Origin of the sequence: Sphaerotilus montanus, from assembly GCF_013410775.1 — a bacterium.
Lineage (GTDB): Bacteria > Pseudomonadota > Gammaproteobacteria > Burkholderiales > Burkholderiaceae_C > Sphaerotilus > Sphaerotilus montanus.
Genome location: NZ_JACCFH010000001.1, coordinates 1,452,818 through 1,474,949, shown reverse-complemented (window position 1 = coordinate 1,474,949; position 22,132 = coordinate 1,452,818). Strand labels below are relative to the sequence as shown.

The window sequence follows — 22,132 nt, the reverse complement described above, 5'->3', positions numbered from 1 at the left end:
GCCCGCGTTCCCTGCTTCCCTGACCTTGTCCGTGCCCGACCGGCTGGCGGTGCGGCTGGGGCATGCGGGGCTGGTGCCGTTCGTGCTCGGGGCCCTGCTGGCCATGCTGGTGCGGGCCGACGTGCTGCCCTATGTGGTGCTCTCGCTGTCGGTCTACGCGGGGATGATCGTGTCCTTCCTCGGCGGCATCCACTGGGGCATCCTGATGATGGCCCGTGATGCCACGCCGCGCCGGCTGGTCTGGGCGGTGACGCCGTCGCTGTTCGGCTGGGTGTCGGTGGTCATGCCGCCGCACGCCGGACTGGTGATCCAGGCGCTGCTGCTGATCGTGTGCTACCTGGTCGACCGGCGCGTCTATCCGGCCTACGGGCTGTCGAAGTGGCTGACCCTGCGCTTCAGGCTGACACTGGTCGCGTCGATGAGCTGTTTTCTCGCGGCCGCTGCCGCCAGCAACTAGGTCTGACCTGACCCACCGGGACCCCGCATGCTCCGTTACCACCTGGAGATCGACGATCTCCACAGCCACCATTTCCGCGTCACGCTGACGCTGCCGCACCCGGCGCCGGCGCAGCGCCTGTCGCTGCCGGTGTGGATTCCCGGCAGCTACCTGGTGCGCGAGTTCTCGCGCCACCTCTCGGCGATCGAGGCGCGCCAGGGCCGCCGCACGGTCGCGCTGACGCAGCTCGACAAGCACACCTGGCAGGCCGACTGCACCGGCCGCGCCGCGCTCACGGTGCGCTGGCGCGTCTACGCCTTCGACAACTCGGTGCGCTGCGCCTGGCTCGACACGCAGCGGGGCTTCTTCAACGGCACCGGTGTCTTTCTCTGCGCCGAGGGCCGCGAGGCCGACGAGCACCGCGTCACCCTCGGTCCGCTGCCGACGGGCTGGGACGTCGCCACCGGCCTGCCCGAGGTCGCGCCGCGTGAATACGCTGCGCCCGACTACGACGCGCTGATCGACCATCCCTTCGAACTCGGCAGCTTCTGGCGCGGCAGCTTCACCGCGTGCGGCGTCGAACACGCGTTCGTCGTCGCTGGCGCGCTGCCGAGCTTCGACGGCGAGCGGCTGCTGGCCGACACGCGCCGCATCTGCGAGGCCCAGATCCGCTTCTGGCATGGCGACGGCCCGGCGCCGTTCGACCGCTACGTCTTTCTGCTCAACGCAGTCGACGATGGCTACGGCGGCCTGGAGCACCGCAACAGCACCGCGCTGATCTGCAACCGCCGCGACCTGCCGCGCCGCAGCGAGCCGGGCCTGAACGACGGCTACGTGACGCTGCTCGGCCTGATCAGCCACGAGTACTTCCACACCTGGAACGTCAAGCGCCTGAAGCCGCGCGAGTTCTCTCCGTACGACCTGCGCGGCGAGCACTACACCGCGCTGCTCTGGTTCTTCGAGGGCTTCACCAGCTACTACGACGACCTGTTCCTCGTGCGCACCGGGCTGATCGACCAGACGCGTTACCTGCGGCTGGTCAACAAGACGGTCAACCTGGTGCTCGGCACGCCCGGCCGCCGGGTGCAGAGCGTGGCGCAGTCCAGCTTCGACACCTGGGTCAAGTACTACCGCCCGGACGAGAACAGCGCCAACGCCACCGTCAGTTACTACACCAAGGGCGCGCTGGTGGCGCAGGCCCTGGACCTGACGCTGCGCGAGGAAGGCAAGGGCACGCTCGACGCCGTGATGCGCGGCCTCTGGGCGCGCAGCGGCGGCGGCCCCATCGGCGAGGACGACATCGCCGCGGTGCTGGCCGAGGTGGGCGGGCGCTCGTTCGCGGCGGAGCTGGCGGCCTGGGTCCACGGGACGGAGGACGTACCGACACAAGCCTTGCTCGCCGCCCACGGCGCGGACTGGCAGCGCGAGCGGCCGCTGTTCGCGCAGCGCCTTGGTGCCCGCCTGAGCGAGTCGGCCCAGGGGCTGAAGGTGCTGGCGGTGCAGCACGGCGGGGCCGCGGAGCAGGCCGGGCTGGCGGCAGGCGACGAACTGCTGGCGCTCGGCGACTGGCGGGTGGTCAAGCCGGAGGATCTGGCGCTCTACGGTGCCTTCGAGCAGCCGCAGCCGCTGCTCGTCAGCCGCGACCGGCGCCTGCTGCGGCTGACGCTGCCGGCATCGAGCGCCGAGGGGGCCGTGGCGTTGAGCTGGCAGGCGCGCCCTGCGGCGCGGGTGAAGCGGCTGCGTGCGGCCTGGCTGGGCGAGACGGGTTGATGCGCACCCGGATCGGCTGATGCGCGGCGCGCGGCTTCGGTCCCCGGCCGGGTGGCGGCTGGCGGTGCTGGTGCTGCTGGTCGTGCTGCTGCACGGGCTGGCACTCGACGGACTCCGCCAGGCGCTGGCACCAGCCGAGCCCGCCGCGCCCGCGATCACCCGCATCGACGCCACCTACACCCGCGTGGTCGCGCAGTCCGCCGCGCCGACCGGCCCACCCGTGGCGCCTGTGGCGAAACGGTCGAAGCGGCGTCCTGCCGCCGCCCCGCCCGCCGCCACACCCGCCAGCGATGCCGCTGCGGATACCTCTGTCGAGATCACCGTGTCGGAGCCGGTCCCCGCCGCGTCGGAGCCTGCGTGGGACCCGAATGCCGCGCCTGGTTCGGTGGCCGGTCCGCCTCCGGTGGCGGCAGCACCTGCGGCGTCCGTGCCGCAGATGGCGGACGCGGCGTCCGCGGCAGCGGCAGTGGTTCCCGAGGGGGCCGCGTCCGGCCCGGCCTTTTCCTGGCCGGTGTCGACCCGGCTGACCTACACGCTGGAGGGCTGGTACCAGGGCGAGGTCCACGGCGACGCGCAGGTCGAGTGGCTGCGCGACGGCGACCGCTACCAGGTCCACCTCGACGTCAGCATCGGCCCGCGCCTGGCCCCGCTGGTGGCACGCCGCATGAGCAGCGAAGGCCGCATCACCCCGGACGGCCTGCGCCCGCAGCGCTACGAGCAGGCCACGCGCCAGATCATCGGCCGCAACCGGCTGGTGCAGCTGGCGTTTCCGGACGAGCGCAGCGTGCGCCTGCAGGACGGCCGGCTCTCCGCGACCCGCGCCGACGTGCAGGACACCGCCAGCCAGTTCATCCAGATGGTCTTTCTCTTCTCGACCCGGCCGGCGCTGCGCGAGAAGGGCGGGCGCGTCGAGTTCGACCTGGCGCTGCCGCACCGGGTGCGCCGCTGGGCCTACGAGGTCGGCGACACGCTGCCCACGGCGACACCGCTGGGGGAACTGGAGACTTTCCACGTCCGCCCGGTCCCCGCACGCGACAGCGTGGCCGAGACCCCGGGCGAGGTGGCCCGCTCCGGCGGCAGCATCCTCAGCGCGCAGGTCTGGTACGCGCCGACGCTGCAGATGCTGCCGGTGCGCATCCGCATCGAGCAGGACGCCGAGACCTGGATCGATCTGCGCCTGTCGGAGCCGCCGCGGCAGGCCGCAGTCCCCTGAGCGCGCCACAAAAACGAACGGTCGTTCTATAGTGCGGTGCAGCACCCAACCCGACCAGGAGACCCACCCTGTGAGCACCCCCGAGAAGACCTACGAAACCATCCTCGTCGACACCCGCCCCGGCACCGGCGAGAACGCCCTGCGCTACGGCTGGATCACGCTGAACCGCCCCAAGGCGCTCAACGCCCTCAACGACACGCTGATGGACGAACTCGGCGCCGCGCTGCTGGCCTTCGACGCCGACGACGGCATCGCCTGCATCGTCGTCACCGGCAGCGAGAAGGCCTTCGCTGCGGGCGCGGACATCGCGATGATGCAGCCCTTCGACTTCCCGAACGCCTACCGCAAGGGCCTGATCTCGCGCAACTGGGACACCATCCGCCAGGTGCGCAAGCCGATCATCGCGGCGGTGTCGGGCTTCGCGCTCGGCGGTGGCTGCGAGGTGGCGATGGGCTGCGACTTCATCATCGCGGCCGACAACGCGAAGTTCGGCCAGCCCGAGATCAAGCTCGGCATCATCCCCGGCGCGGGCGGCACGCAGCGCCTGCCGCGCGCGGTGGGCAAGAGCAAGGCCATGGACCTGGCGCTGACCGGCCGCATGATGGACGCGGTCGAGGCCGAGCGGGCGGGGCTGGTGTCGCGCGTCGTGCCGCTGGCGGATCTGCACGCGGAAGCCGACAAGGCCGCGCAGGCCATGTGCGGCTACTCGCTGCTGGCGCTGATGGCGACCAAGGAATGCGTGAACCGCGCGTACGAGGCGCCGCTGACGGAAGGCCTGCTGTTCGAGCGCCGGCTGTTCCACGCGCTGTTCTCCAGCAGCGACCAGAAGGAAGGCATGGGCGCCTTCCTCGAAAAGCGCGCGCCGCACTTCACGCACCGCTGAGGCCGACGGTGCATGGGCTACCCCGGGTGGATCCGCCGGGGGTGGTCTGTTGCAATGGGCTCCATGGAACTCGTTCTCTTCATCGGCCCGCCCGCCGCGGGCAAATCCACCTTCTACGCGGCCCGCTTCGCGCAGACCCACCTGCGCCTGAGCCTGGACATGCTGCGCACGCGCCACCGGGAAACGCTGCTGGTGAGCGCCTGCCTGGCGGCCCGCCAGCCGGTGGTGATCGACAACACCAACCCGACGCGGGCCGAGCGGGCGGTCTACATCGACCAGGCCCGGGCAAGCGGCTTTGGCGTCACGGGCTACCGCTTCGAGGTGCCGTATGCACAACTGATCGCCCGCAACGCGCTGCGCAGCGGGCGGGCGAGGGTGCCGGAGGTGGCGATCCGCGCCACGCTGGCCAAGTTCGAGCTGCCTGGGCTCGATGAGGGATTCGACCAGTTGTGGCAGGTCGGCCCTGACGTCTTGGGCACCGGGTTCGAGGTTCTGCCGTGGCCCGCTCCTGGGCCTGATGAAGCCTGAAGAAAGGTCTCTCCCATGAGATTCGAGGAACTGGACGCCCGGCTGCGGACCTTCGAAACCAACGACGACCACTGCGTGCTGCCGGGCCTGCACATCGTCGTGCGGCTGGACGGCCGCGGCTTCACGCGCCAGACGCGCGAGGTGTGGCGGCTCGACGCGCCGTTCGACGTGCGCTTTCGCGACCACATGCTCGACACCGTCGAGCACCTGATGACCGCCTGCGGCTTCGGCGTCGTCTACGGCTACACCCAGAGCGACGAGATCTCGCTGCTGCTGCGCCGCGACGACGCCACCTTCGGCCGCAAGACCCGCAAGCTCCTGTCCATCCTGGCGGGCGAGGCCAGCGCGCGCTTCACGCTGGCGATGGGGCAGATGGCCTGTTTCGATGCACGCATCTGCCCGCTGCCGACCCCCGCCGACGTCATCGACTACTTCCGCTGGCGCCACGAGGATGCCCACCGCAATGCGCTCAACGCCCACGGCTACTGGCTGCTGCGCGGACAAGGTCAGTCGGCGCAGGCCGCGACGGCGGCGCTGGCGGGGTTGTCGGTAGCGGACAAGAACGAGCTGCTCTTTCGCGGCGGGATCCAGTTCAACACGCTGCCGGCCTGGCACAAGCGGGGCGCGGCGCTCTACATGCGTGAAGAGACGCGCCCAGGCGTCGACCCGAGAACCGGGGCCTCCCGACCTGCGCTGCGGCGCGTGCTGCACCGGGATCTGGAACTGCCGGTCGGGGAGGCCTATGGCGCATTCGTGCGGGCCTTCGTGTGCTGAGCAGATTCGTCCTGGTGGGGCTGGTGGCTGCAGCGACGCCAACGGTTGCGGATCCAGCCACCGGCCTGGCCGAGGCCCAGTCCACGGAGCTCCTGCTGGCGCACAACCGCTGGCGCTCCCGCGTCGGCGTGCCGCCGCTGGTCTGGTCGGAGGGACTTGCGGAATCCTCCGCCCGCTGGGCGGCGCGGCTCGACCAGGGCGGGCAATGCGGCATGGAACACAGCGACACGCCCGACTTGGGCGAGAACCTCTACTGGGCCAGCCCCATCCGCTGGAGCACTGGCCTGGTCACCGTGCAGGACGTCCGCCCCGGATTTGTCACCGACGTCTGGGGCCGCGAATCGGCGGATTTCCAGGTAGAGGCCAACACCTGCACGCCCGGCAAGACCTGTGGCCACTACACCCAGATCGTCTGGCGCTCCACCCGCGAGGTGGGCTGTGCCGTGCGGGTGTGCGCCGCGAAGGACCAGATCTGGGTCTGCCAGTACCGGCCGGCAGGCAACTTCATCGGGGAGCGGCCGTTCTGAAGGCGGCCGCGCTGCCGGGGACGGGCCCTCAGGACTTCGCGGCCAGCCGCTTCTCGATTTCCGCGGCCGGAATGGCGCCAGGGGCGCGCGTGCCGTCCTCGAACACGATGGCGGGGGTGCCGGTGACGCGGTGCTTCTTCGCCAGGGCCGAGTTGCGCTCGATCGCCGACGCGTCGCACTGGCCCATCACCCGCGCGGGCACGTTGCCATCGACCATCCAGCCACGCCAGGCGGCCGTGTTGTCCTTGGCGCACCAGATCGCCTTGGCCTTGTCCGGCGAGTCGCCGCCGAGGATCGGGATCAGGAAGTTGTAGACCGTCACGTCCTTCACATTGACGAGGTCCTTTTCCAGCCGCTTGCAGTAGCCGCAGTTCGGGTCGGCGAAGACGGCGATCCTGCGCTTGCCATTGCCGTTCTTCCAGACGATGGCGTCCTTCAGCGGCAGGCTGGCGAAGTCGATCGCGGTGAGCTTGTCCACCCGCTCTTCGGTGAGGTTGCGGCGGGTGGCGGTGTCGATCAGCGCGCCCTGGAGCAGGTAGGTGCCCTTGGCGTCGGAATACATGATGTCGGTGCCGATGCGCACCTCCCAGACGCCAGCCATCGGCGAGGGACGGATCTCGTCGATCCTGGGCAGGTTGGCGAAGCGCTCGGTCAGCGTCTTGCGGATGTCGGCTTCGTCGGCGCGGGCAGGGCCTGCCAGCAGGGTCAGGGCGGCGAGCGCGGCGGCGGCGAACGTGGCGAGGCGCGGAGTCATGGTGCGGTTCCTTGGTGCGGAAGTTCAGGCATCGAGCGCCCGGGCGGTCAGCCAGCGCTTGAGCGGGCCGAGATGATGTACCAGAGTCATGCCATGGTTGCGCAGTTCCTTCAGCGGCGCTGAAGGCTGTGCAAAAAGGTGCAGGAGTCCATCGGTCAGTCCGCTCATGGCGCGGGTCGGGGTGCTGCGTTCGCGGGCATAGCGGCGCAGCGTGCGCTCGTCGCCGAGCGGTTTCCAGGGCATCGTGCGCCGGGCCTCGACCAGCACCCGCGCCAGCGCCCGCACATCCGCCAGTCCCAGGTTCAGGCCCTGCCCGGCCAGCGGATGCACCGCGTGCGCCGCGTCCCCCAGCAGCACCCAGCCCGGTCCGCACCAGCGCTGCGCATGGCCCAGCCGCAGCGGCCATGCGGCCCGGGGCGAGCCCAGCCGCAGCGTGCCGGCTGCGCCCCCCGTGGCGGCGTTCAGTTCGGTCTCGAATTCGGTGTCCGACAGCGCCAGCAGCCGCTCGGCCTCGGCCTGGGGCTGCGACCAGACGAGGCCGAAGCCGTGCGCGACCTGCGGCCGGTCGAAGGGCAGCAGCGCCAGCACGTCCGGGTGGCGGAACCACTGCCAGGCGGTGCCGTGGTGCGGCTGGTCGCTGACCAGGCGGGCGGCCACACCGTGGTGGCCGTAGGGGAAGGACTCGAAGCCTGCACCCAGCAGTTCGCGCGTGGCCGAATCCTTGCCCTCGCAGACGGCGGTGAGCTGCGCGGCGGCGGGCTGCGTCAGCCGCTGCACATGCGGGGCGTAGCGCACGGCCTCCCCGAGCGCCTGCTCCAGCGCCGCAGCGTCCACGATCCACGCCAGCTCGCCGATGCCCTGCTGCCAGGCGCTGAACTCGATCGCCCCGCCGTCGTCGCCGTGGATGCGCATGTCCTGCACGGCGGTGCGGGCGTCCTCGGGCAGCGCGTCCCACACGCGCAGCTCGCGCAGCAGGGTGACCGAGCCGGCGTTCAGCGCATAGGCGCGCACGTCCGGCGCGGCGTCTTTCTTCGGCAGTGCGCCGAGCAGGCCGACACGCAGCCCGTCCCGCGCCAGCGCCAGCGCCAGGCCCATGCCGACCGGGCCGCTGCCGCGGATCAGCACGTCGAGCGAAGGCGAGCCGGCCGGAGCCGGGTACAGAACATGGGAGGAGGGCGCATTCATGGGGCAAGATTGTAGGAACTGACCGTACCGAGGCTTCTGATGCATTCCCTTGACCCTGAAATGGCACAGCACGGCGACGACGACGGCAGCAGCCCCGTCACGATCGCCAGTCTGCACGTCTACCCCATCAAGTCCTGCGCTGGCCTGTCGCTGGCGCAGACCGAACTCGCTGCCACCGGCTTCGCGCACGACCGCCAGTGGATGCTGATCGACGACCAGCACGAGTTCCTCAGCCAGCGCGAGCACGCCCGCATGGCGCTGATCCGACCGGCGCTCGGCGACGGCGGCGGGTGGACCGTGACGGCGCCCGGCTGTGCGCCGCTCGTGCTGCCGGTGGTGGCCGCGGGCGAGGCGCTGCGCGTGCGGGTCTGGGACGACGCCGTGGACGCCCGCGCCGCCAGCGTGGCCGCGGACCGCTGGTGCAGCGACTTCCTCGGCGTGCCGGTGCGGCTGGTGCAGTTCGTGCCGGGGCAGCGTCGGCTCTCCAGCGCCCGCTGGACCGGCGCGCTCGAAGCGGAAAACAGCTTCTCCGACGGCTATCCCATCCTCGTCACCACGGTGGCCGCGCTGGACGAGCTGAACCGCCGCCTCGTGCTCGGTCACCACGCACCGGTGACGATGGCACGCTTTCGCCCCAACCTCGTGCTCGACGGCCTCGGCCCGCACGGCGAGGACGGGCTGGACGAGCTGCAGTTCGACACGCCGGACGGCCCGGTCACGCTGCGGCTGGTCAAGCCCTGCCCGCGCTGTCCGATCCCCAACATCGACCCCGACACCGCCGTCGCTGGCCACGAACCGGGTGACACGCTCTCGCGCTACCGGGCCGATGCGCGCGTGGACGGGGCGATCACCTTCGGGATGAACGCGGTGATCGTCGAGGGGGTGGGACGGCGGCTGGTAGCCGGGCAGGGCGGGCGGGGGACGGTGCGGTTCTGAGGCCGCTGTCCCCTCGGCCGGTCAGGTCCAGCTGCTGCTGATCAACGGCAGCAGCACCGCCTGGTACGTCGGATTCAGCGTCGACTGGCCGGCGGCCGGCACGGCAAAACCGGCCATCGCGCTGACCAGACTGTCCACCTGGGTGTCCCGCAGCGTCTTGCCATCGCTGGTCCTGATCTGCTCGATGTGCTGGGCACTGCCGCTGTACCAGTTGGCGATGGTCGTGGTCTCGTAGGTGCCGACGATGCGCACCTCCAGGTCGTTGCCGACGTGGCGGAACCAGAGCTGGTCCGCGGTCACGCCGCCGGTGAAGGTCAGCGTGTCGGTGTTGCCGGCGGTGGCGTCGGTGTCGTTGAGGCGGTCCGAGCCCAGGCCGCGGCCGACCACGTAGCTGTCATTGCCCAGGCCACCATCGACCGAGTCGTTGCCGTAGCTGCCGATCAGGGTGTCGGCGCCCGCGCTGCCATGGACCGTGTCGTTGCCCCAGCTGCCATCGACCAGCAGGCCGCTGGTGTTCTGCAGCAGCGTGGTGGCGCGGAAGTCGAGCAGGTTGGCGTTGCCGCTGCCGAGGATGCGCGCGGTGCCCACCACGCTGCGCAGGTCGATCACCTCGACGCCGTTGGCTGCACTCCAGCCCTCCAGCCCGATGTCCACGTTGCCCGTGCCGACGGCTTGCAGCGTGTCGATACCCGAGGTGCCGGTGTCGGCGTAGGTGTCGTAGCTGTGGAAGCTGGCCCAGCCGCCAGCCTGGTTGCCGGTGATGCGGTAGGTGTCGGCGCCGTTGCCGCCATCGACCTTGTCATCGCCGATGTCGCCCATGATGACGTCGCTGCCAGCGGTGCCGGTGATGGTGTCGTTGCCGGCGCCGCCGTTGAAGAGGAAGTGGCTGCCGACGAAGGTGGTGGCGCTGAAGTTCAGGACGTTGGCACTGCCGTTGCCGATCAGGCGGGTGAGGCCCGCTGCGCCACTGCCGTCGATGACCTCGATGCCATTGGCCGCGCTCCAGCCGTCCATGCCGATGTCCACGTCGCCGGTGCCGACCGCCTGCAGCGTGTCGACGCCCGAGGTGCCGGTGTCGGCGTAGGTGTCGTAACTGTGGAAGCTGGCCCAGCCACCAGCCTGGTTGCCGGTGATGCGGTAGGTGTCGGCGCCGTTGCCGCCATCGACCTTGTCATCGCCGATGTCGCCCATGATGACGTCGCTGCCGGCGGTGCCGGTGATGGTGTCGTTGCCGGCACCACCGTTGAACAGGAAGTGGCTGCCGACGAAGGTGGTGGCGCTGAAGTTCAGGACGTTGGCGCTGCCGTCACCGACCAGGCGCGTCGTGCCGGTCGCTCCGCTGCCGTCGATGACCTCGATGCCGGTCGCGCCCCAGCCGGTCACGCCGATGTCCACGTCGCCCGTGCCGATGGCCTGGAGCCGGTCGGCGCTGCTGTTGCTGGTGCCCGTGTCGCTGTAGGCGTCGTAGCCGTGGAAGCTGGCCCAGCCGCCGGCCTGGTTGCCGGTGACGCGGTAGGTGTCGTTGCCGGCGCCGCCGTCGATGACGTCGTTGCCGATGCCGCTGATGAGCGTGTCGTGGCCAGCCGAGCCGTAGAGCGTGTCGTTGCCCGCGTTGCCGTCGATGCGGACATTGCCACCCACCAGCGTGGTGGTGCGGAAATCGAGCAGGTTGGCGCTGCTGTTGTCGATCACGGTCACGGTGCCCGTGGCGCGCGTGCCGTCGATGGTTTCCACGCCGGTGCCGGTCCAGCCGACCACGCCGATGTCCACGTTGTTGCCGTAGGCCTGGACCGTGTCGGTGCCGGCGCTGTCGACATAGGTGTCGTAGCCCTCGAAGCTGGCCCAGCCTTCGGCCTGCGTGCCGGTGACGCGGTAGGTGTCGTTGCCTTGGCCGCCGTCCAGGCGGTCGTCGCCCGAGCCTGCGTAGACCAGGTCGTCGCCTGCACCGCCCAGGAGGGTGTCGTTGCCGCCGCCGCCCCAGATCAGGTCGTTGCCGGTGCCACCGTCCACCACGTCGTTGCCGCCGCGGGCGACGATTTCCTCGGCCGCGGCGCTGCCGGTGAGGGTTTCAGCGGTGTCGTTGCCGTTGACCCAGGTGGCGCCCTTGTAGAAGTAGTTCAGCCAGTTGCCCACGTCGGAGAGCGCGGCGTTGGCATTGCCGTCCTCGTTGAGGAAGTTGTTGCCCTGGATCTGGAACCCGAAGTGGTAGAGGCCGTCGGCGACCGTGTTGACCAGGTTCTTGCCGAAGTAATTCGTGTTGGCGCCGTCGTTCTGGACCAGGTGGTAGCCGGTCTCTTCGCCGTTCTCGTCGTCACCGTGCAGGGCCGTGAACTGCGCCAGGCGTGTCGCGTCGCTGCGCACCCAGGTGTTCATGGCGCGCAGGTCCTCCGACGTGATCCAGCCGTCGCCCATCGCGTTGGTGGCGGTGATGGCCTGCACGATCAACTGGTTGAACGAGTTGGCGTAGCCCGCCCCGGCGTTGATGTCGGCGGCGGTCGTGTTGCGCGCCAGTCCCGCGTCGGTCTTGATCGCGTCGACGATGCGGTCCAGTCCGGTGCCGGTGCTCGACTGGTCGATGTAGAAATAGTTCAGCCACGAAGCCACGTCGGTGAGCGCCGCGTTGGTGTTGCCATCCTCGTTGAGCAGGTTGGCGCCCTGGATCTGGAAGCCGATGTGGTAGATCCCGTCCAGCACCGTGTTGACCAGGTTCTTGCCGAAATACTGGGTGTTGGCGCCGTCGTTCTGGACCAGGTGGTAGCCGGTTTCCTCGCCGTTCTCATCGTCGCCATGCAGCGCGGTGAACTGCGCCAGCCGGGTCGCGTCCGCGCGGACCCAGGCGTTGAGGGCCGTCACGTCGGCCACGCTGATCGAGCCGTCCGCGGCGGCATTGGTGGCGGCCAGGCCCTGCGCGATCAGCTGGTTCAGCCCGTTGGCGGCGTCCTGCCCACCGGCGATGTCGGCCTGTGTCGTGCCGGCTGCCAGCCCCGCGTCGGCCTGGATCAGCGCCACGGCCCGGTCCAGCCCGGTGCCGGTGGTGGCGCGGTCCTGCCAGAACTGCGTCAGCCAGCCCGCCACCTGCTCGACCGTGGCGTTGGCGTTGCCATCCTCGTTGAGGAAAGCGCCGTTCTGGATCTCGAACCCCATGTGGTAGACACCGTCGATCACCGTGTTGAGCAGGTTCTGCCCGCGGTAATTGGTGTCGGCACCGTCGTTCTGCACCTGGTGATAACCGGTTTCCTCGGCCGTCTCGTCGTCGCCATGCAACGCCGTCCACTGCACCAGGCGGTTGGCGCGGATCCAGGCGTTCATCGCAACGACCTCGGCGGCGGTGAAGACGCGGTCCGCCGCGGCGCCGGTGGCCAGTGCTGCCTCGACGATGATCCGGTTGAGCTGGTCGGCCGCCGACGCCCCGCCGGTGATCTCGGCCGCGCTGTTGTTGCCCGCGAGGCTGTTGTCGGCGTGGATCGCATCCACCAGCTGGTCCAGACCGGTGCCCGTCGTGCCGTTCGTGCGGCTGGTCACCGTCGAGTAAGTCGTGCTCATGCTTGGTTCCTGTTGATTCCCGATCTGAAAATTCTGTCGGATTTCCCGAGGGTCACATTGATCTATATTCGTTCATGTGTTTCAAGTGATGAATGCCCCGGTGTCTGGCGGTGCACGACCAGCGCCGGGTCGCACAAGAGGCGGTCTCGCCGATCAATACAATCGGCCTGTCTTCAAAAGGAATTTTCATGAGCCTCAAGTGCGGCATCGTCGGCCTGCCCAACGTCGGCAAGTCCACCCTCTTCAATGCGCTGACCAAGGCCGGCATCGCCGCCGAGAACTACCCGTTCTGCACCATCGAGCCCAACGTCGGCGTGGTGGAGCTGCCGGACCCCCGGCTGGACAAGCTCTCCGAGATCGTCCAGCCGGAGCGGATCGTGCCGGCCATCGTCGAGTTCGTGGACATCGCCGGGCTGGTGGCGGGCGCGTCCACGGGTGAAGGCCTGGGCAACAAGTTCCTCTCGCACATCCGCGAGACCGACGCCATCGTCAACGTCGTGCGCTGCTTCGAGGACGAGAACGTCATCCACGTCGCCGGCAAGGTCGACCCGATCGCCGACATCGAGGTGATCCAGACCGAACTCTGCCTGGCCGACATGGGCACGGTCGAGAAGAGCCTGCACCGCTATTCCAAGGTGGCCCGCTCCGGCGACAAGGACGCCGCGGCGCTGGTCAAGGTGCTGGAGAAGTGCCAGGCGGCGCTGGACCAGGCCCTGCCGGTGCGCTCGATCGACTTCAGCAAGGAAGAGCTGGTCATCCTCAAGCCGCTGTGCCTGATCACCGCCAAGCCGGCGATGTTCGTGGGCAACGTGGACGAGAGCGGCTTCGAGAACAACCCCTTCCTTGACCGCCTGCGCGAGTTCGCCGCGAAGCAGAACGCGCCCGTCGTGGCCATCTGCGCCAAGACCGAGGCCGAGCTGTCCGAGATGGAGGACGAGGACCGCGCGATGTTCCTGGCCGAGATGGGGCAGGACGAGCCGGGCCTGAACCGCCTGATCCGCTCGGCCTTCAAGCTGCTGGGCCTGCAGACCTACTTCACCGCCGGCGTGAAGGAAGTGCGCGCCTGGACCATCCACGTCGGCGACACCGCGCCGCAGGCGGCGGGCGTGATCCACACCGACTTCGAGAAGGGCTTCATCCGCGCCCAGACCATCGCCTTCGAGGACTTCATTGCCTTCAAGGGCGAGCAGGGCGCGAAGGACGCCGGCAAGATGCGCGCGGAAGGCAAGGAATACGTCGTCAAGGACGGTGACGTGCTGAACTTCCTGTTCTCGAGCTGATCTGCCCGCGGACGACCCACGGATGGCGTCTTCGGGCGCCATTTTTCATTGTTGATGCGCTTTCGACACGAGACTGCCATGCCGCTGAGCACCCGAATTCAACTGGACCGACCCGCACTGTCCCCGGTCATCGCCGGCTGCTGGCGCATGGCCGACTGGGGCTGGACGCCGATGGAGCGCCTGCGCTGGATCGAGCAGTGCCTGGACCGCGGCGTGACCACCTTCGACCACGCTGACATCTACGGCGGCTACACCGTCGAAGCCCTGTTCGGCGAGGCGCTGGCGCTGGCCCCGCACCTGCGCCACCGGATGCAGCTCGTCAGCAAGTGCGGCATCCAGCTGCTGCACCCGGCGCGGCCCGAGCACCGGCTCAAGTCGTACGACACCTCCGGCGAGCACCTGGTCGCCAGCGTGGAGAACAGCCTGCGCGCCCTGCACACCGACCGGCTCGACCTGCTGCTGATCCACCGGCCGGACCCGCTGATGAACCCGTTCGAAGTCGCCGAGACCTTCACGCGGCTGCACGCGGCGGGCAAGGTGCGGGCCTTCGGGGTCTCGAACTTCACGCCGTCGCAGTTCGCCCTGCTGCACCAGTCGGTGCCGCTGGTGACCAACCAGATCGAGCTGCACCCGCTGCACCGCGCGCCGCTGCACGACGGCACGCTCGACCAGTTGCTCGGCCTGAACCTGCGCCCGATGGTCTGGTCGCCGCTGGCGGGCGGGCGGCTGTTCACCGGCACGGCGCCGGATGCGCTGCGCGTGCGTGCCGCGCTGGAAGACATCGGCCGCCGCCACGGTGTTTCGCCGGCCACGGTCGCCTACGCCTGGCTGATGCGCCACCCGAGCCGGCCGCAGCCGCTCGTCGGCAGCCAGCGCATCGCCGCGCTGGACGAGGCGCTGGCCGCGCTCGGACTGGTGATGGACGCGCAGACCTGGCACGAACTCTGGAGCGCCGGAGAAGGTGCCGAGGTGGCCTGATGGCGACGCGGCTGCAATCCGAATGGAACCGGCTCTACCGCTGCGGGCCGGCGGCGGATCCGGCGTCGGGCGACCCCGGCCTGATCGACGCCGAGGGCCGTGTGCGTGCGCTGGTGCTGTCGCTGGCGCGGCCGGCCGACTGGTCGGTGCTCGGGCGGGTGTGGCAGGGCGTGCAGACCGATCTCGGCTGGCCGGCGCCTGGCATCGCGGTGTCGGGCACGGACGCCTGCCAGCTCTGGTTCTCGCTGGCCGAGCCGGTGTCGGCCGCCGAGGCGCACGCGCTGCTGGCGCAGCTGCGCACCCGCTATCTGACCGACATTCCGCCACACCGCGTCGCGCTGCTGCCCTCGGCCGATGGCGTGGAACTGGCGCCGCCGGTCCCGGCGCTGCAGGCCGATGGCGAGGTCTGGTCCGCCTACGTCGCGCCGGATCTGGCGCCGGTGTTCGCCGACACGCCGTGGCTTGATGTCCGGCCCAGCCCGGAGGGCCAGGCGGAGCTGCTGGCGCGCCTGTCGAGCATCCGCGCGGCGGAGTACCGGGCGGCCTTGCCGGTGGCTCCGGCTGTTCCTGCTTCTGCTACCGCGTCAGTGTCGGCCACCAGCTTCACCGATCCGCGGCAGTTCCTGCTGCAGGTGATGAACGACGGGCGGGTGGAGATGGCGCTGCGGATCGAAGCGGCGAAGGTGTTGCTGCCTCGATCCTGAACGCCCGCCCGGCGCGGTTTACAGCGTCGGCGCCTGCCCGAACACCCGCCCCGAGTGCTCCCGCATTGCGTGGAACTGGATGTCCGGCGCCCGCTCCTGCGCGACGCGCAGGTCCGAGCTGTACTGCACCAGGAAGGCCGGCGCGCCGACCACGTCGTAGGCGATGCGCAGCTGCTCCGACTCGATGAAGCGCTTGAGCTTGTTCTCGTCCTCGCTGGTGATCCAGCGGGCGATGGAGAAACGGCACGGGTCCAGCCGCGCGTCCACGCCGTACTCGCCCTTCAGGCGGTGCAGCACGACTTCGAACTGCAGTTGCCCGATCGCGCCCAGCATCAGCGAGCCGCCGGCGACCGGGTTGAACACCTGGATCGCGCCTTCCTCGCCCAACTGCTGCAGCCCTTGGCGCAACTGCTTGCCACGCAGCGGATCCTTGATTTCCACCGTGCGGAAGCTTTCCGGCGCGAAGAATGGCAGGCCCGTGTAGTGCAGCATCTCGCCCTCGGTCAGCGTGTCGCCGAGCTGCAGCACGCCGTGGTTCGGGATGCCGATGATGTCGCCGGCCACCGCCTCGTCGACCAGCTCGCGCCGCTGTGACAGGAAGCTCACCACGGTCTGCGGGCGCATTTCCTTGCCGTTGCGCACGACCTTCAGGCGCATGCCGCGGATGAACTTGCCCGAGGACACGCGCACGAAGGCGATGCGGTCGCGGTGCGCCGGGTCCATGTTGGCCTGCACCTTGAAGACGACGCCGGTGAACTTCGGCTCGGTCGGTTCCACGGTGCGCTCGATCGCTTGCCGATTGCCGGGCGGCGGGGCCAGGGCCACCAGCGCATCGAGGATTTCGCGCACGCCGAAGTTGTTGATCGCCGAGCCGAAGAACATCGGCGTCTGTCGGCCGGCCAGAAACTCGGCGTGGTCGAAGGCCGGCGCGGCTTCGCGCACCAGCTCGACCTCGCCCAGCGCCTGCTCGTAGGGCGCGCCGAAACGTTCGGCGTGGACCGGGTTCTCCAGCCCGTGCAGCACTTCCTCGTCGCCGCCAGCGCGGTCCTCGCCCGGCGCGAACAGGCGCATCTGGTCCTCGCGCAGGTCCATCACGCCGTGGAAGAACTTGGCCATGCCGACCGGCCAGGTGAAGGGCACGACGGTCATGCCCAGCTCCTGCTCGATCTCGTCCATCAGCGCCAGCGGGTCTTTCACCTCGCGGTCCATCTTGTTGATGAACGTCAGGATCGGCGTGTTGCGGGCGCGGCAGACCTGCAGCAGGCGGCGGGTCTGCGGCTCCACGCCGTTGGCCGCGTCGATCACCATCAGCGCGGCGTCCACGGCGGTCAGCACGCGGTAGGTGTCTTCCGAGAAGTCCTGGTGGCCGGGCGTGTCGAGCAGGTTGATGACGCAGTCGCCGTACTCCATCTGCATGACGGAGGAGGCGACCGAGATGCCGCGCTGCTTCTCGATCTCCATCCAGTCGGAGGTGGCGTGGCGGCTGGCCTTGCGCGCCTTGACGGAGCCGGCGATCTGAATCGCGCCGGAGAACAGCAGCAGCTTCTCGGTCAGCGTGGTCTTGCCGGCGTCAGGGTGGGAAATGATCGCGAAGGTGCGGCGGCGGCGGATCTCGGTGGAGAGGTCGGACATGGTGGGCGGTGGGCAAGAGCGGCGGCGTCAGGGGGTGACGCGCGAAGGGGGCATTGTCGCTTGTGGCGCTGCGGGCGCCACCGTAGGGCATCACGCCGCCTTGTCGCCCTGCCACAGCACCGGCGTCACCTCGACGCTGTTCTTCTCCCCCGCGAACAGCAGGTGCCCGTCCTGGATCGTCACGCCGATGCGCATCGTGCGCTCGACCAGCGTCTGCAGCGCCTCGCAATCGGCCTCGGTGATGAACCACATCGTGAGCTTGCGCAACTTGGCCAGCGCCGAGGCGTTTTCGCTGCGCCAGACCTCGGCCTTGCGCCCACCGTAGGTGATGAGCACCACCTCGTCCGAGCGCCCGCTGGCCTTGCGCAGCATCCGCTCGTCGGGCAGGCCGACCTCGATCCACTGCTGGATGGAGCCGGTGTCGTCGCAGCGCCAGAAGTCCGGTTCGTCCTCGGTGGAGAGCCCGCCGGCCGGCAACAGCCGCTCGTGTGCGTGCATCGCGAAGGCGACGAGGCGCACCATCAGGCGTTCTTCGGTTTCGGAAGGATGCCGGGCCAGCGTGAGGGCGTGGTCGGCGTAGTAGTAGCGGTCGATGTCGGCGATCGACAGCTCGGCTTTGTGAACGGTGGAGCGGATGGCCATCGAAGGATTCTAGGTGAGCGCCCCGGACTCACCGGCCGGTGTCTGCGAGCAGCGCACGGGCGGCGTCGAAGGGCGCCTGTCCGGGCGCGAAGCCCTCGCGCCGCACCCGGTCCAGCGCGGCACGGGTGTCGTGCGCACCCGCGGACAGGGTGAAGTTGCCACGCAGCCGCCCGAAGGCGCCGAGCATGGCCTCGAACTGCTCCGGCGCGGCCTGCGCCACCCAGGCCAGCGCGGCCACGTCGGCGAAGGTTTCCTCGTCGCGCATGCGCTGGTGGACCTCGTCGAGCCGGCGGCTGTCGCGGCCGGCGGTGCCGATCAGCGCCGCGAACTGCTGCAGCGCGGCGTCCTGGCCCTGCCAGCGCCAGCAGTGCGCGATCTCGTGGACGAGGATGGCCTGCATCCACACCAGGCGATCGTCCGCGGCGGCCTGGCGCAGCAGCACGTCGGCGACCGGATTGCCGCGGGTGCGCAGGTGCAGCACGCAGCGCCCGCCACCGACCTCCATCTCCGCCGGTGCGTGGCCGGTGCTGGCCGCGATCCGGATCGGCAGGGCCTTGAACCCGGGCTGGCGGAGCAGGTCGGCGGCGACCACCTCCCAGTCCGTCGCCTCGGCGCCCGGTGCAGCCCGGGCCGCGCCCGACCCGCCGACCAGCAGGCACAGCAGGAACCAGATGGCGAGGACGGGCGACGTGTGCATGTCGGCGAGTGTGAAATTCGCCACGCCGCGCCACCATCCCGGGACTGCCGGTCGGCGGGCCCCGGACTGGGTGGTGACACCCCTCGGCGGCCGCTGCGGCTACGATGCGGGCACCGTTTTTCCGGAGACTGTCCCGTGATCCTCGAACTTGCCGACATCCGCATCCAGCCCGGCCGCCAGGCCGACTTCGACGCCGCCATCCAGCGCGGCGTGGAAACCGTCATCAGCCAGGCCAAGGGCTTCTTCGGCTACAAGGTCAACAAGGGGGTCGAGTCGCCCGAGCGCTACCTGCTGATGATCTGGTGGGAGACGCTGGAGAACCACACGGTCGATTTCCGCGAGTCGCCCGCCTTCGCCGAGTGGCGCGCCATCGTCGGGCCGTTCTTCGCGCAACCGCCGCAGGTCGAGCATTTCACGCTGCTGGCCAAGTCGGCCGAGCCGCGCTGAGAGGCCCGCCATGGCCGGCCCAGGCGTCGATTTCTGGCAGCAGCGGTTCGAGGCGGATGACATCCCCTGGGACCGCGGCGCCGTCAGCCCGCAGCTCGCGCCGTGGCTGGCGGACGGCACGCTCGCGGCGGGTCAGCGGGTGGCCGTGCCCGGCTGTGGCAGCGGGCACGAGGTGCTGGCGCTGGTGCAGGCCGGCTGCAGGGTCACCGCGATCGACTATGCCCCGGCTGCGGTCGCGCGGACCGCACAGCGTCTGCACGACGCAGGGCTGGGCGCTGGTGCCTGCGCCCTGGTGCAGGCGGATGTCCTGCAGTGGCAGCCTGCCGAGCCGCTGGACGCGGTGTTCGAGCAGACCTGCTGGTGCGCGATCCACCCGGACCACTGGGCCGACTACGCCGCACAGCTGCACCGCTGGCTGCGGCCTGGCGGGCGGCTGTGCCTGATGGGCATGCAGGTGCTGCGGCCTGGATCGGCCATCGGTCGCATCGAGGGGCCGCCGTACCACCTCGACATCAACCTGCTGCGGGCGCTGCTGCCGGCGGACCGCTGGCAATGGCCGGCGCCGCCGTATGAGGCGGTGCCACACCCGCGCGGGTGGCGGGAGCTGGCGATCGGGCTGTTGCGGCGTTGACCGGACAGAGCGCCTGCGGGCGTCAGTCGCCGTCGCCGGAGGGGGTGAAGTCGTACTGCGGTGTGCGGATGCTGCGCAGATAGCCCGATACATCGGCCAGGTCCGGGCTGCCGTCCAGCAAGTCGAACCGCCGGGCGGCTGGTGCCGGGTCCGGGGATTCGATGCGGATGGTCACTGGACCGTGCGGCAGTGCGGCCCGCTCTGCCAGCTGGTGGCGCCACGCATGGGGTAATTCGCTCACCGGGACGTGCTCGAACACGATGGTCGTCATGGCAACTCCTTCAACGCCGGTCGGCTGGATGCTGCTGCAGCACGACCGATGGGTTGGCTTCCGGGGGAAGCAGGATCAGCCTCGGAACTTTCCCACGTTGCCGGGGGCTGTGCAGTGTTTTCGTCAGGCAGTTGCCACAGTAACGTCTGGTATCAGATGGAGCCGGTTCCGGGCAAGAAAAAACCCGCCGGGGCGCGGCGGGTTTCAGTCGGATCCTGGGGCGGGTGCCCCGGGTCATGCCGGAAGATCAGGCGTTCAGCTTGGCTTCGATCGCGGCCTTGGTGGCCTTCAGTTCGGCGGGCAGGTTGTGGGCCAGCTGCTCGAACAGCTCGCCGTGCAGCTTCATTTCCTGCTGCCAGGCGGCGTGGTCGATGCCGATGACGCTGTCGAACTGGGCCTGGCTGAAGTTCAGGCCGGTCCAGTTCAGGTCGCCGTAGTTCGGGCTGACACCGAAGATGTTTTCCGAACCGCCGGCCGTGCCTTCGAGGCGGCCCAGCATCCACTGCATGACGCGGGCGTTGTCGCCGTAGCCCGGCCACACGAACTTGCCGTCCGCACCCTTGCGGAACCAGTTGACGCAGTAGATGGCCGGCAGCGTGGCGCCTTCGGCTTCGAGCTTGGCGCCGACGTTCAGCCAGTGCTGGAAGTAGTCGCTCATGTTGTAGCCGGTGAACGGCAGCATCGCGAACGGGTCGCGGCGCACGACGCCCATCTGGCCGGCGGCGGCAGCGGTCGTTTCCGAGCCCATCGTGGCGGCCATGTAGACGCCTTCCACCCAGTTGCGGGCTTCGGTCGCCAGCGGCACGGTGGTCGAGCGGCGGCCACCGAAGATGAAGGCGTCGATCGCCACACCGGCCGGGTTGTCCCACTCGGGGTCGAGCGCCGGGTTGTTGGTAGCGGCCACGGTGAAGCGGGCGTTCGGGTGCGCGGCGGGGCGCAGCTTGCCGTCGGCGCCACGGGCGGTTTCCGGCGTCCAGTCCTTGCCCTGCCAGTCGATCAGGTGCGAGGGCAGCTCGTCGGTCATGCCTTCCCACCACACGTCGCCGTCGTCGGTCAGCGCGACGTTGGTGAAGATGACGTCCTTGTCCAGCGACGCCATGCAGTTCGGGTTGGTCTTGAAGTTGGTGCCCGGGGCGACGCCGAAGTAGCCAGCTTCCGGGTTGATCGCGCGCAGCTGGCCGTTGACCGGCTTGATCCAGGCGATGTCGTCACCGATGGTGGTGACCTTCCAGTCGCCCAGCTCGGCCGGCGGGATCAGCATGGCGAAGTTGGTCTTGCCGCAGGCCGACGGGAACGCGGCGGCGACGTGGCTCTTCTTGCCTTCCGGCGAGGTCACGCCCAGGATCAGCATGTGCTCGGCCAGCCAGCCCTGGTCGCGGCCCATGTTGGAGGCGATGCGCAGCGCGAAGCACTTCTTGCCCAGCAGCGCGTTGCCGCCGTAGCCCGAGCCGTAGGACCAGATCTCGCGCGTCTCGGGGTAGTGGACGATGTACTTGGTCTTGCTGCACGGCCAGGTCACGTCCTGCTGGCCGGCTTCCAGCGGCGCGCCGACGGTGTGGACGCAGGGCACGAAGTCGCCATCGGTGCCGAGTACGTCGTACACGGCCTTGCCCATGCGGGTCATGATGCGCATGTTGACGGCCACATACGGGCTGTCCGAGAGTTCGATGCCGATGTGGGCGATCGGCGAGCCGAGCGGGCCCATCGAGAAGGGCACGACGTACATCGTGCGGCCCTTCATGCTGCCCTTGAACAGCGGGGTGTCGCCGGTCTGCAGCAGCGCACGCATCTCGGCCGGGGCCATCCAGTTGTTGGTCGGGCCGGCGTTTTCCTTGGCGGCCGAGCAGATGTAGGTGCGGTCTTCGACGCGGGCGACGTCGCTCGGGTCGGAGCAGGCCAGGAAGCTGTTCGGGCGCTTGGCCGGGTTGAGCTTCTTGAACGTGCCGGCATCGACCAGTTGCTGGCACAGGCGGTCATACTCTTCCACACTGCCGTCGCACCAGTAGATGGCGGCGGGCTGCGTCAGGGCAGCGATCTCGGCGACCCAGGCGATCAGCTTGGCGTTCTTGACGAAGGAGGGGGCGTTGACGTTCACGCCGGCCATCAGGGGTTGGTTCATCGAGAGGCTCCTATGTTGAAAAAAGGCATCTCGAAAACAGTGCGCCGCGCTGCTTTCGGGATGCCCCCGCGGTCAGTGTAGGCGGGGGTATCTCTGCATTACATGGTGGTTACATGCGTTTTTTGCATGACCTGCCACTGTGTTCGACCTATAGATCCCCGAATCCGGCACATCCGTGACAC

General features: G+C 69.5%; 21 protein-coding genes. 13 read left to right on the top strand and 8 right to left on the bottom strand.

Annotated features, from left to right (window positions below; translation table 11 throughout):
• Nucleotides 1-31: 31 nt before the first annotated feature.
• The 7 genes from BDD16_RS06615 to BDD16_RS06585 all read left to right on the top strand — a co-directional run bounded on the left by BDD16_RS06615 (nt 32) and on the right by BDD16_RS06585 (nt 6,131).
• Nucleotides 32-457, top strand: coding sequence for a DUF3429 domain-containing protein (locus BDD16_RS06615; RefSeq protein ID WP_310732796.1), 426 nt, complete (start codon nt 32-34; stop codon nt 455-457).
• A 27-nt stretch (nt 458-484) separates the two neighbouring features.
• Nucleotides 485-2,206 carry a M61 family metallopeptidase gene (locus BDD16_RS06610; protein WP_179633217.1) on the top strand — a complete coding sequence of 574 codons (1,722 nt, stop codon included), beginning with the start codon at nt 485-487 and terminating at the stop codon, nt 2,204-2,206.
• A 19-nt stretch (nt 2,207-2,225) separates the two neighbouring features.
• Nucleotides 2,226-3,419, top strand: coding sequence for a DUF3108 domain-containing protein (locus BDD16_RS06605; protein WP_179633216.1), 1,194 nt, complete (start codon nt 2,226-2,228; stop codon nt 3,417-3,419).
• Nucleotides 3,420-3,489: 70 nt separating this feature from the next.
• Nucleotides 3,490-4,302: an enoyl-CoA hydratase gene (locus tag BDD16_RS06600; protein ID WP_179633215.1), complete on the top strand. Its 813-nt coding sequence runs from the start codon at nt 3,490-3,492 to the stop codon at nt 4,300-4,302.
• 63 nt (nt 4,303-4,365) lie between these two features.
• Nucleotides 4,366-4,830, top strand: a complete 465-nt coding sequence (locus tag BDD16_RS06595) for an ATP-binding protein (protein WP_179633214.1) — start codon at nt 4,366-4,368, stop codon at nt 4,828-4,830.
• A 15-nt stretch (nt 4,831-4,845) separates the two neighbouring features.
• The gene (locus BDD16_RS06590) at nt 4,846-5,604 is read left to right on the top strand and encodes a tRNA(His) guanylyltransferase Thg1 family protein (protein WP_179633213.1); all 759 of its coding nucleotides are present in this window, start codon (nt 4,846-4,848) and stop codon (nt 5,602-5,604) included.
• A complete protein-coding gene (locus tag BDD16_RS06585; RefSeq protein ID WP_179633212.1) occupies nt 5,598-6,131 on the top strand; it encodes a CAP domain-containing protein in 534 nt (177 codons plus the stop codon). The genes BDD16_RS06590 and BDD16_RS06585 overlap by 7 nt, the downstream gene beginning before the upstream one ends.
• Before the next feature lie 28 nt (nt 6,132-6,159).
• Here BDD16_RS06585 and BDD16_RS06580 read toward each other — a convergent pair whose 3' ends face one another.
• On the bottom strand, nt 6,160-6,885 hold the full coding sequence (locus BDD16_RS06580) for a DsbC family protein (RefSeq protein ID WP_179633211.1): 726 nt from the start codon (nt 6,883-6,885) through the stop codon (nt 6,160-6,162).
• A 24-nt stretch (nt 6,886-6,909) separates the two neighbouring features.
• A complete protein-coding gene (locus BDD16_RS06575) occupies nt 6,910-8,070 on the bottom strand; it encodes an FAD-dependent monooxygenase (protein WP_179633210.1) in 1,161 nt (386 codons plus the stop codon).
• Between the two features lie 39 nt (nt 8,071-8,109).
• Between BDD16_RS06575 and BDD16_RS06570 the strand changes: the two genes are divergently transcribed.
• Nucleotides 8,110-9,006 carry an MOSC domain-containing protein gene (locus tag BDD16_RS06570; protein ID WP_246332478.1) on the top strand — a complete coding sequence of 299 codons (897 nt, stop codon included), beginning with the start codon at nt 8,110-8,112 and terminating at the stop codon, nt 9,004-9,006.
• Nucleotides 9,007-9,027: 21 nt separating this feature from the next.
• Here the strand turns inward: BDD16_RS06570 and BDD16_RS06565 are convergent, their stop codons facing one another.
• Complete coding sequence (locus BDD16_RS06565; RefSeq protein ID WP_179633209.1) at nt 9,028-12,549, bottom strand: beta strand repeat-containing protein; 3,522 nt, start codon at nt 12,547-12,549, stop codon at nt 9,028-9,030.
• A gap of 188 nt (nt 12,550-12,737) precedes the next feature.
• Between BDD16_RS06565 and ychF the strand changes: the two genes are divergently transcribed.
• From ychF to BDD16_RS06550, 3 genes are all read left to right on the top strand, one after another.
• The gene (gene ychF / locus BDD16_RS06560) at nt 12,738-13,829 is read left to right on the top strand and encodes a redox-regulated ATPase YchF (RefSeq protein ID WP_179633208.1); all 1,092 of its coding nucleotides are present in this window, start codon (nt 12,738-12,740) and stop codon (nt 13,827-13,829) included.
• A gap of 78 nt (nt 13,830-13,907) precedes the next feature.
• Nucleotides 13,908-14,807 carry an aldo/keto reductase gene (locus tag BDD16_RS06555; protein WP_179633207.1) on the top strand — a complete coding sequence of 300 codons (900 nt, stop codon included), beginning with the start codon at nt 13,908-13,910 and terminating at the stop codon, nt 14,805-14,807.
• Nucleotides 14,807-15,511: a hypothetical protein gene (locus tag BDD16_RS06550; RefSeq protein ID WP_179633206.1), complete on the top strand. Its 705-nt coding sequence runs from the start codon at nt 14,807-14,809 to the stop codon at nt 15,509-15,511. Before BDD16_RS06555 ends, BDD16_RS06550 begins: the two co-directional genes overlap by 1 nt.
• Nucleotides 15,512-15,529: 18 nt before the next feature.
• On the opposite strand, the gene BDD16_RS06545 is transcribed toward BDD16_RS06550, so the two are convergent.
• From BDD16_RS06545 to BDD16_RS06535, 3 genes are all read right to left on the bottom strand, one after another.
• Nucleotides 15,530-17,143, bottom strand: coding sequence for a peptide chain release factor 3 (locus tag BDD16_RS06545; protein WP_179633205.1), 1,614 nt, complete (start codon nt 17,141-17,143; stop codon nt 15,530-15,532).
• 90 nt (nt 17,144-17,233) lie between these two features.
• Nucleotides 17,234-17,785 carry a YaeQ family protein gene (locus BDD16_RS06540; RefSeq protein ID WP_179633204.1) on the bottom strand — a complete coding sequence of 184 codons (552 nt, stop codon included), beginning with the start codon at nt 17,783-17,785 and terminating at the stop codon, nt 17,234-17,236.
• Between the two features lie 28 nt (nt 17,786-17,813).
• Nucleotides 17,814-18,482 carry a hypothetical protein gene (locus tag BDD16_RS06535; RefSeq protein ID WP_179633203.1) on the bottom strand — a complete coding sequence of 223 codons (669 nt, stop codon included), beginning with the start codon at nt 18,480-18,482 and terminating at the stop codon, nt 17,814-17,816.
• 135 nt (nt 18,483-18,617) lie between these two features.
• On the opposite strand from BDD16_RS06535, the gene BDD16_RS06530 reads away from it, so the two are divergent.
• Together BDD16_RS06530 and BDD16_RS06525 are read left to right on the top strand one after the other, a co-directional pair.
• The gene (locus BDD16_RS06530; protein ID WP_179633202.1) at nt 18,618-18,929 is read left to right on the top strand and encodes an antibiotic biosynthesis monooxygenase family protein; all 312 of its coding nucleotides are present in this window, start codon (nt 18,618-18,620) and stop codon (nt 18,927-18,929) included.
• 10 nt (nt 18,930-18,939) lie between these two features.
• Nucleotides 18,940-19,560, top strand: coding sequence for a methyltransferase domain-containing protein (locus BDD16_RS06525; protein WP_179633201.1), 621 nt, complete (start codon nt 18,940-18,942; stop codon nt 19,558-19,560).
• A 22-nt stretch (nt 19,561-19,582) separates the two neighbouring features.
• On the opposite strand, the gene BDD16_RS06520 is transcribed toward BDD16_RS06525, so the two are convergent.
• A complete protein-coding gene (locus BDD16_RS06520) occupies nt 19,583-19,831 on the bottom strand; it encodes a hypothetical protein (protein ID WP_179633200.1) in 249 nt (82 codons plus the stop codon).
• Between the two features lie 247 nt (nt 19,832-20,078).
• Nucleotides 20,079-21,950, bottom strand: coding sequence for a phosphoenolpyruvate carboxykinase (GTP) (locus tag BDD16_RS06515; protein ID WP_179633199.1), 1,872 nt, complete (start codon nt 21,948-21,950; stop codon nt 20,079-20,081).
• Between the last annotated feature and the right edge of the window lie 182 nt (nt 21,951-22,132).

Bases quoted from the DNA above. Each gene is read 5' to 3' on its own strand.
- BDD16_RS06610 (WP_179633217.1), top strand. From the start codon at position 485: ATGCTCCGTTACCACCTGGAGATCGACGATCTCCACAGCCACCATTTC.
- BDD16_RS06605 (WP_179633216.1), top strand. From the start codon at position 2,226: ATGCGCGGCGCGCGGCTTCGGTCCCCGGCCGGGTGGCGGCTGGCGGTG.
- BDD16_RS06595 (WP_179633214.1), top strand. From the start codon at position 4,366: ATGGAACTCGTTCTCTTCATCGGCCCGCCCGCCGCGGGCAAATCCACC.
- BDD16_RS06590 (WP_179633213.1), top strand. From the start codon at position 4,846: ATGAGATTCGAGGAACTGGACGCCCGGCTGCGGACCTTCGAAACCAAC.
- BDD16_RS06580 (WP_179633211.1), bottom strand. From the start codon at position 6,885: ATGACTCCGCGCCTCGCCACGTTCGCCGCCGCCGCGCTCGCCGCCCTG.
- BDD16_RS06575 (WP_179633210.1), bottom strand. From the start codon at position 8,070: ATGAATGCGCCCTCCTCCCATGTTCTGTACCCGGCTCCGGCCGGCTCG.
- BDD16_RS06570 (WP_246332478.1), top strand. From the start codon at position 8,110: ATGCATTCCCTTGACCCTGAAATGGCACAGCACGGCGACGACGACGGC.
- BDD16_RS06565 (WP_179633209.1), bottom strand. From the start codon at position 12,549: ATGAGCACGACTTACTCGACGGTGACCAGCCGCACGAACGGCACGACG.
- ychF (WP_179633208.1), top strand. From the start codon at position 12,738: ATGAGCCTCAAGTGCGGCATCGTCGGCCTGCCCAACGTCGGCAAGTCC.
- BDD16_RS06555 (WP_179633207.1), top strand. From the start codon at position 13,908: ATGCCGCTGAGCACCCGAATTCAACTGGACCGACCCGCACTGTCCCCG.
- BDD16_RS06550 (WP_179633206.1), top strand. From the start codon at position 14,807: ATGGCGACGCGGCTGCAATCCGAATGGAACCGGCTCTACCGCTGCGGG.
- BDD16_RS06545 (WP_179633205.1), bottom strand. From the start codon at position 17,143: ATGTCCGACCTCTCCACCGAGATCCGCCGCCGCCGCACCTTCGCGATC.
- BDD16_RS06540 (WP_179633204.1), bottom strand. From the start codon at position 17,785: ATGGCCATCCGCTCCACCGTTCACAAAGCCGAGCTGTCGATCGCCGAC.
- BDD16_RS06535 (WP_179633203.1), bottom strand. From the start codon at position 18,482: ATGCACACGTCGCCCGTCCTCGCCATCTGGTTCCTGCTGTGCCTGCTG.
- BDD16_RS06525 (WP_179633201.1), top strand. From the start codon at position 18,940: ATGGCCGGCCCAGGCGTCGATTTCTGGCAGCAGCGGTTCGAGGCGGAT.
- BDD16_RS06520 (WP_179633200.1), bottom strand. From the start codon at position 19,831: ATGACGACCATCGTGTTCGAGCACGTCCCGGTGAGCGAATTACCCCAT.
- BDD16_RS06515 (WP_179633199.1), bottom strand. From the start codon at position 21,950: ATGAACCAACCCCTGATGGCCGGCGTGAACGTCAACGCCCCCTCCTTC.